Origin of the sequence: Domibacillus indicus, assembly GCF_023715895.1 — a bacterium.
Lineage (GTDB): Bacteria > Bacillota > Bacilli > Bacillales > Domibacillaceae > Domibacillus > Domibacillus indicus_A.
This window is the reverse complement of the sequence record NZ_JAMBOO010000050.1, coordinates 1-6,709: the sequence shown is the minus strand read 5'-3', so window position 1 is coordinate 6,709 and position 6,709 is coordinate 1. Positions and strand designations below refer to the sequence as shown.

Here is a 6,709-nt window from a genome sequence, read left to right as displayed (position 1 = left end):
ATAGTCTGGTGGCAATAGCGAAGAGGTCACACCCGTTCCCATCCCGAACACGGCCGTTAAGCTCTTCAGCGCCGATGGTAGTTGGGGGTTTCCCCCTGTGAGAGCAGGACGCCGCCAGGCAAGCAGAAAGGACAGCGGAAGCTGTCCTTTTTTTGTTTACCGGATCGATTGCGTAATAAAAAGCGCCTTCCTTTATTGATAAAGGAAGGCGCTTTTTTGGTTGGCTGTCTAAAATTCATAAATTTTAGACGACCTCTTTTTAGCTGCTAACAAGCTGCTTTTCCTCTTGTTTTAACGTCTAAAATATAGTCTAAAAATTTTGTCTAAAATATTTAAATATTTTAGACAAAAAGTTATAATACAGTATAAGTATTTTGTTCAGATAAGGGACAGTAAAGATTTTAAAGAGTATTTGGGAAGGCAGTAACCGTTTAAGAAAGGAAAATAGATGAATGAAATTAGGGTACGCACGAGTCAGCACCGTTGGGCAGGACCTAGAAACCCAAATTGAAACGCTGGAATCAGCAGGTATAAAAGAAGATCAGGTGTTTATCGAAAAGATATCAGGCAAGAAAGGAACTGACAGACAACAGCTAGAAGCTCTTCTTAAGCATGCTCGTGCTGGTGATCATATTTATGTCACCAAAATTGATCGTTTGGCCAGAAGTATTTTGGATTTAAATAAAATTGTAAATGAGTTGCTTGAGGGTGACATCAGTATTACTTTTCTTCACCACAATATGACCTTCCAAGCGAACGCAAAGGATGATCCTTTTCAAATGCTCCTCTTCAATACACTGGGCAGCTTCGCACAATTTGAGCGTGATATGATTGTTTCCCGAACTGGTGAGGGAAGAAAAAGAGCCATGAAGAACGGCAAAAAAATGGGGAGGAAGGGGCAGCCGGCCAGCAGCATTGAACAAGCCATTGAATTATTTAAAACAAAAGAAGAAAGAGAAATGACGGTTTCGGATATATCTAAAATAACAGGCGTACCCAGATCCACTATTTATGCTGAATATAATAAAGCAAAAAATAAGTGATTTTTAATAAAAAAACACTATGTGCTAAATTCAAATAATAATTTTTATAAAAAAGAACCTCCGTAATTATCGAGGTTCTTTCTTTTATGGCCTTTTAATTATTAACTGCTTTTATTCATTTATTTTGGATTGAAAGTGTTTTTAAGAAGCTGATTCACTACTTCAGATTTAGCACCTTTCCCTCGTGGCTTTGCAAATTCATCTAACAAGTCCCAGACATCCTGATCCAAATACACTGTTAAAGGTCGCTTTTTCTCTTTCTCAGTAGAGTTTAACAGATCCTCTAATACGCTTTTTGGATCCTTAACAGCATCATTACTTTTAATTTTGAAATCATCATTAATTTTAACATTACTTTTAATTTTAACATCCTCTTTACTTTCTAATTTGTTTTCCACACCATCATTAGCTGTATTCTTCGATGTTTTTTTCGATATATTATCTAAGTTTGGAGGGTTAGATACGCTATTAAAACTAGCTGCAGCTTTTAGTAAAGGGTTTTGTTTTTTATTACTCATTTCCTTTTATCTCCTTCCATAATTCAAAATAATTACTGGCCATGTCGTTTCTTTTTTCTAGTAATGTTGCCGGCTTACCCTGAAACGCTACAGAGGAAGCAAATCGGATGCTGCGCGGTATATATGTATCAAACAAACGAATATCATTTTCATCGCAGTATTTCCGTGTTTCCTGTAAGACATATTGGTGAAGTGTGGTTTGATAATTAACCATAGTAGCTACCACGCCGAGCAATTTTAAATTTGGATTAAAGGTATATCCAAAATTTGAAATGGTATCAAGAACCTTCATTAAAGAACGCATGCTGTAGCTTTCCGGTGAAAAAGGAATCAACACTCCATCAGCAAAAGCAAATACGTTTCCCACCATTAATGATAAGGAAGGAGGTGTATCGATAATTATGTAATCATACTGTTCTCTCAAAACTTCGCAGGTATATTTCATGATTAAAAAAGGTTCTTTGTATTTATTTTTATTACCGATTACTTCCCAATCAAACTGAATGAGATCATCATTTGCAGGTAGGATATCAATATTTTCATGCACGTTGATAATGGCGTCTGCCGGATCAAGCTGTTCAATCAAGACACTATACAGTCCATAACTCAACTCATCTGGATTGACACCAAAACTGAGTGCAACGTTTGCCTGGTTATCAGAATCGATTATTAAAACTTTATGTCCTTCTGTGGCGAGTACACCTGCTAAATTCGTGGCAGTCGTACTTTTTAATGTACCACCTTTATTATTATTAATAGCGATTACTTTCACTTATATTCCACCTTTTAAAAGGAAAATTAAAATTAATGTTTACATTAATTTTAACATAAAAATCATTTGTTAAAATCAACGTTGATTTTAATTTTAAAATTAATTTTAATGAACACTATAAAAACGTGTTAAACCATTGTTATTACTGGATTTTTATTTGAATTTTGCACATTGTTTATTAAAAATAGACCGATACTAAAATTAACATTGATTTTGCTTTTAAATTTAAAATTAATTTTAAAAGTAAGATAAGTGTAAAAAAAGAGGGTGAAAATGAAAGGAAAAGCCTAGAAAACTTGTTGTTGTTAAACCTCGTTGATTCGGGTATACTTGCCTTAAATTAAATGAACGGAACAAAAAGAAAAAAAGCCTAAGCTGTATAATGGAGCGCCAACTCCTTTATACCGCATTACCGTGACCGAGACTCACGGCAACACACTTGCTCAGACTTTTCGAACTAGCAATTTTATGCCCTTATTTTAGCGTATATAAACTGTTAGTTCAAGGGATTCTTCTGTATTTTTTAAAAGAGCGCTTGTTTTGCCGTACCCTTTTCCTGTTATGCAGGGAAACGTTGCGGCAGGCAAGCGTTCTTTTTTGTGTCCAGAAGGAGCCTTACGATGATTAGTATTGTTTTTGACCGCGTTGATAAGAGAGAGTATTCCACTTTTGAAAGCGTAGCTGATATGCGTAAAACAGTAAATAGACATGTGAAGACTATTTTGGAAAGTGATCTAACAGATTTGTGGAAAAGGAAGCTGATCCGTCTCCTGGACCACCTGCGTGATCTTTCACAAAAGTACCCAGGGCTCTCTTTCGCTTCGCAGCGTGCACTAGCCAAGCGTCTTGAATTAAAAAAACCGGACACAGTTGGAATTTGGCTAAAAAAACTAGGAGATATGGGTATCGTGAGAATCCTGCATACGAAGCGCCACCACAAAATGCGGCAGACGGCCAACTTTGTGCAGATCCTGCCGACCGAAATCAAAAAAGAGGATAAAGATATAAAACAGGGACCAGAGGAAATTGATAAACCGCAAAAGAATAAGGGTATGGAAAACAAAAACGGGGAGCATGAATTCAAAATCTTTTTGAATTCAAAAACTAATATTAATACTACGTATAGGCGTCTGAATGATTCTTTTACACCGAAAGTTGTTCCAGATGAATTTGTAAAAACGACAAAGCCTTTCTTTAGTGATGCAGAAGATATTTATGATCTTTGGAAAAAAGCTGCCCTTGTTTATCGCCAGTTTGATTTGCTTCATGAACTGAAACAGTACACAGATATTGTAATTGATGCGCTTAAACAGACGATCTATGCCCATAAACACCGGAAAATCCGGAAAGATTTTAAAGGCTATTTTTATGGAACCCTTCTTAAAATGTTTACATACCAAAAACGCCAAGAGACGTTTGCCAGCCATCCGTCTATCTTTAACTGGCTTGAAGATCAGGAAGAAGAATCAGCAGGCAGTACACAAAATTGGCGTATGGAAATTCAAGAATTGATGGCGAAGGAAGAACGAGATCTAGATTATTTGATTGAGGAAATTCCCTACTGAATAATCAAAAACCGTTACTAGAAAAAAGAGAGAACCGGTCTGCCGGAAGCCAAAAAGCAAACGCAGCCAGTGTGTCTTTTCTTAAAAAGAATCATGTCTTTTTTTAGCAAATGCTGTTTTTTGATATTCTTTTTTGAGTTGTAATGCATTATTTTAGGTGTCAAAAAATTTGCCATTCAGCTAAATTTGCTGTCAAAAAATTAGACAGTGACCCTGTTTTAAGTGTCTAATTTTTTGACAAAACGGAAATTTCCCGTACCCACGAAAACACTAGGCTCTGCCTAGTACCACCCTGAAAGTGGGGTCACGTTTTCCTTATGCTCTTTCTCTCTATAAAACAAAATTAAAAAATGAAATCAATCAACACGATACCCCGCAGCAAAAGTACATAGAAGATAAGTTGGAAGCTTGGGATCGTAAATTAATGCAGCAAGAAAAGGAAGCGCAAATGGAGAAGAAGAAAGGGTTCTTTTCTCGTCTATTCAGCTGATAAATGCTTAAATAAACTTTTATACTGCAGTGCAATAAAATACTAATCTGCTAAAGGGGAGAAGAAAAGTATGGCACATAAAATTACGTTAACGGGCAAGCCAGTGAGTGCATTACGATCAAAAAAGAACTTCTATACATTCGATATGGAGGAAAAAGGTTCTCCAGCAGCCCCAAAGGGTCTTCCGAAAAGTTCAACCATTACATATACCGTTTTTATCAACCAGAAGCAGTTAAAGAAAGCTGGATTAACAGAAGAAAACATTCAGAATCAGAAGATTTTGGTGCAGGGAGAGCCTACATTAGATATTCCAGTGGACGATTGTCCGGGTGAAATCGGTGTGGTTTGCTTTCAAGTATCTGTGATTCCGGAAAAACAAGCAGAAGCAGTTAAAGAAGAGAAAGAACTCGAGAAAAAAGAAGAAGTGAAAGCAGAAGAGGAGCCAAAAGGGCCTGAGGGGACGGAAGATTTTATTTCGTTGGATCAGATCAAGGTGCCGGAAGAATTTCTGCAGTTTCAGCCGAGCGCTTACAAGACGCAGCTGGTTATAGACCATGTGAAACAGGCCGGAATTCTGGATGAGCCGATTACGATTAACCGTGAAAGCGGTATGCTGACAGACGGATACCGGCGCTATGTTGTAGCTAAAAAACTCGATATGAAAACAGTTCCTGTCATGTACGAAAAAAATAGCGTAGAAAGCTGAATAGCGAGAAAGAGCATAAGAAAAACGTGCTATCACTTTCAGTGTTAGACTAGGCAGAGCCTAGTGTTTTCGCGATATCACGAAATTTCGATTTTGTCACTCAGCGTGACACTTGAAAAGGCCTGTTTGTCATTCAGTATGACACCTAAAAATGCTTATTTGTCACTGAATATGACAGTTAAATGCTTGTTGCATCAAACCTAAAATAATGTGGGAGGTTTGCAATGATTACAGTTGAAAATGCTGAAAGTTACCTTAAAGATAAGATCGGCGAAGATGCTGAAAATATAGAGAAAGTTTGGCAAAAATTTAAGACTTTTTGCAAAGAGACAGTTGAGGGAGAAGAAGATAAAGAAATTTTATTTCAATGTGGTGTTTATGATTTTACCGGAGAGAAACGATTTCATTTTGATTTTGTACGCCAGTTCACTGTTTATGAAGAAGACGAGTATTCACGTATGGAACAACTTCACTGTGAGTTTTTATTTAAGCCAACAGACGAGTTAAGTAAGTTAGAGATAGAAGAATGGTCAATGGATTATGATGATATTGATGATTTTTTAAATCATATAGAAAACCTTCAGGAGTTTCAAATGCCTTTGAATTTAAAACCGATAAAATTAGAAATATATCAAGAAGAAGTTTAAATCTATTTCACTAAAGGATGGATAACGATGGATAAAATGAAAACATTTGATTTAAAGAACGGTTGGAAGATTAAAATGTACGAAAAAAATGAAGTGTTTTTCAACGAAGAAAAAGTTGCTGTTGTTGACTACGATAATGACTTGCAGGCGATTATCCGATTTAAAGATAGGGAAGTCGATTTTCTTTATACGAGCTATAGCCTAAATCCTAAGATTGTTTTTAATGAGAATACGATTGTGTTTCCACATATACCAGAAGAGGACTGATAAGGTTTCTTTCACACACTTTTGTATGCTTTTTTGATTAAGCAGCAGTGTTGGTCTACTGTTGATCAGTAAAACAAGATGCAATATAAATGCAATTTTGTTGCATTGAAAAAGACGCCAGGTAGAAATCATTTCTACATTCTGAGCTTTTGCTCTTAAGAGCAAAAGCTTTTTTACGCTGGATCTATAGTGTTCCATGAGAAATACCGTTCATTCATCGATTCATTATCTTTAATGATGAATCGCATTGAGAACAAAAAGGTAATTTAGGTAATAAAAACATTAATAAAGTTATTGAAATAGAAATTGATACATGGTATATTATTATCCGTCGCTAATACAGCGATGAAAAACAGCAACATTTCTTCTTTAATAATTATTAATCAAAAAATGTTGTTGACTAATAAAGTGATTATATGATATGATATTTATCCTGTCGTAATGAAACGCGGCATGATGATATAAGCTTTTGTTTTTATGACAATTTATCGAAAAAACACTTTCGAAAAAAGTTGTTGACCTAAGCTTATATGTATGATATGATTGATTAGTTGCCTCTTGAGGCATTAGATGAAATTGATCTTTGAAAACTGAACAAAATAAACGTCAACGTTTTAAATTTTTATCTTCCATTAAAAACACCCCGTGTTTTAATGGAAACAAATGAGCAAGTCAAACTTTTTTGGAGAGTTTGATCCTGG

General features: G+C 35.7%; 7 protein-coding genes and 1 rRNA gene. 6 read left to right on the top strand and 2 right to left on the bottom strand.

Translation table 11 applies throughout. From position 1 onward, the window contains the following. Positions 1-4: 4 nt before the first annotated feature. Positions 5-120, top strand: a 5S ribosomal RNA gene (gene rrf, locus M3221_RS25325). A gap of 332 nt (positions 121-452) precedes the next feature. Continuing rightward, on the top strand, positions 453-1,043 hold the full coding sequence (locus M3221_RS25320; RefSeq protein WP_251274801.1) for a recombinase family protein: 591 nt from the start codon (positions 453-455) through the stop codon (positions 1,041-1,043). Positions 1,044-1,162: 119 nt separating this feature from the next. On the opposite strand, the gene M3221_RS25315 is transcribed toward M3221_RS25320, so the two are convergent. Both M3221_RS25315 and M3221_RS25310 read right to left on the bottom strand, forming a co-directional pair. Continuing rightward, positions 1,163-1,561: a hypothetical protein gene (locus M3221_RS25315; protein WP_251274800.1), complete on the bottom strand. Its 399-nt coding sequence runs from the start codon at positions 1,559-1,561 to the stop codon at positions 1,163-1,165. Next, the gene (locus tag M3221_RS25310) at positions 1,554-2,333 is read right to left on the bottom strand and encodes a ParA family protein (RefSeq protein WP_251274799.1); all 780 of its coding nucleotides are present in this window, start codon (positions 2,331-2,333) and stop codon (positions 1,554-1,556) included. The genes M3221_RS25315 and M3221_RS25310 overlap by 8 nt, the downstream gene beginning before the upstream one ends. A gap of 620 nt (positions 2,334-2,953) precedes the next feature. Between M3221_RS25310 and M3221_RS25305 the strand changes: the two genes are divergently transcribed. The 4 genes from M3221_RS25305 to M3221_RS25290 all read left to right on the top strand — a co-directional run bounded on the left by M3221_RS25305 (position 2,954) and on the right by M3221_RS25290 (position 6,008). Next, complete coding sequence (locus M3221_RS25305) at positions 2,954-3,898, top strand: hypothetical protein (RefSeq protein ID WP_251274798.1); 945 nt, start codon at positions 2,954-2,956, stop codon at positions 3,896-3,898. A 560-nt stretch (positions 3,899-4,458) separates the two neighbouring features. Further along, positions 4,459-5,094 carry a ParB N-terminal domain-containing protein gene (locus tag M3221_RS25300; protein ID WP_251274797.1) on the top strand — a complete coding sequence of 212 codons (636 nt, stop codon included), beginning with the start codon at positions 4,459-4,461 and terminating at the stop codon, positions 5,092-5,094. Positions 5,095-5,318: 224 nt separating this feature from the next. After that, positions 5,319-5,741 carry a hypothetical protein gene (locus M3221_RS25295; RefSeq protein WP_251274796.1) on the top strand — a complete coding sequence of 141 codons (423 nt, stop codon included), beginning with the start codon at positions 5,319-5,321 and terminating at the stop codon, positions 5,739-5,741. A gap of 27 nt (positions 5,742-5,768) precedes the next feature. Further along, the gene (locus M3221_RS25290) at positions 5,769-6,008 is read left to right on the top strand and encodes a hypothetical protein (protein ID WP_251274795.1); all 240 of its coding nucleotides are present in this window, start codon (positions 5,769-5,771) and stop codon (positions 6,006-6,008) included. The last annotated feature ends 701 nt before the right edge of the window (positions 6,009-6,709 follow it).

Excerpts from the sequence above, each read along its gene's own strand:
- M3221_RS25320 (WP_251274801.1), top strand. The coding sequence starts at position 453 with ATGAAATTAGGGTACGCACGAGTCAGCACCGTTGGGCAGGACCTAGAA.
- M3221_RS25315 (WP_251274800.1), bottom strand. The coding sequence starts at position 1,561 with ATGAGTAATAAAAAACAAAACCCTTTACTAAAAGCTGCAGCTAGTTTT.
- M3221_RS25305 (WP_251274798.1), top strand. The coding sequence starts at position 2,954 with ATGATTAGTATTGTTTTTGACCGCGTTGATAAGAGAGAGTATTCCACT.
- M3221_RS25300 (WP_251274797.1), top strand. The coding sequence starts at position 4,459 with ATGGCACATAAAATTACGTTAACGGGCAAGCCAGTGAGTGCATTACGA.
- M3221_RS25295 (WP_251274796.1), top strand. The coding sequence starts at position 5,319 with ATGATTACAGTTGAAAATGCTGAAAGTTACCTTAAAGATAAGATCGGC.
- M3221_RS25290 (WP_251274795.1), top strand. The coding sequence starts at position 5,769 with ATGGATAAAATGAAAACATTTGATTTAAAGAACGGTTGGAAGATTAAA.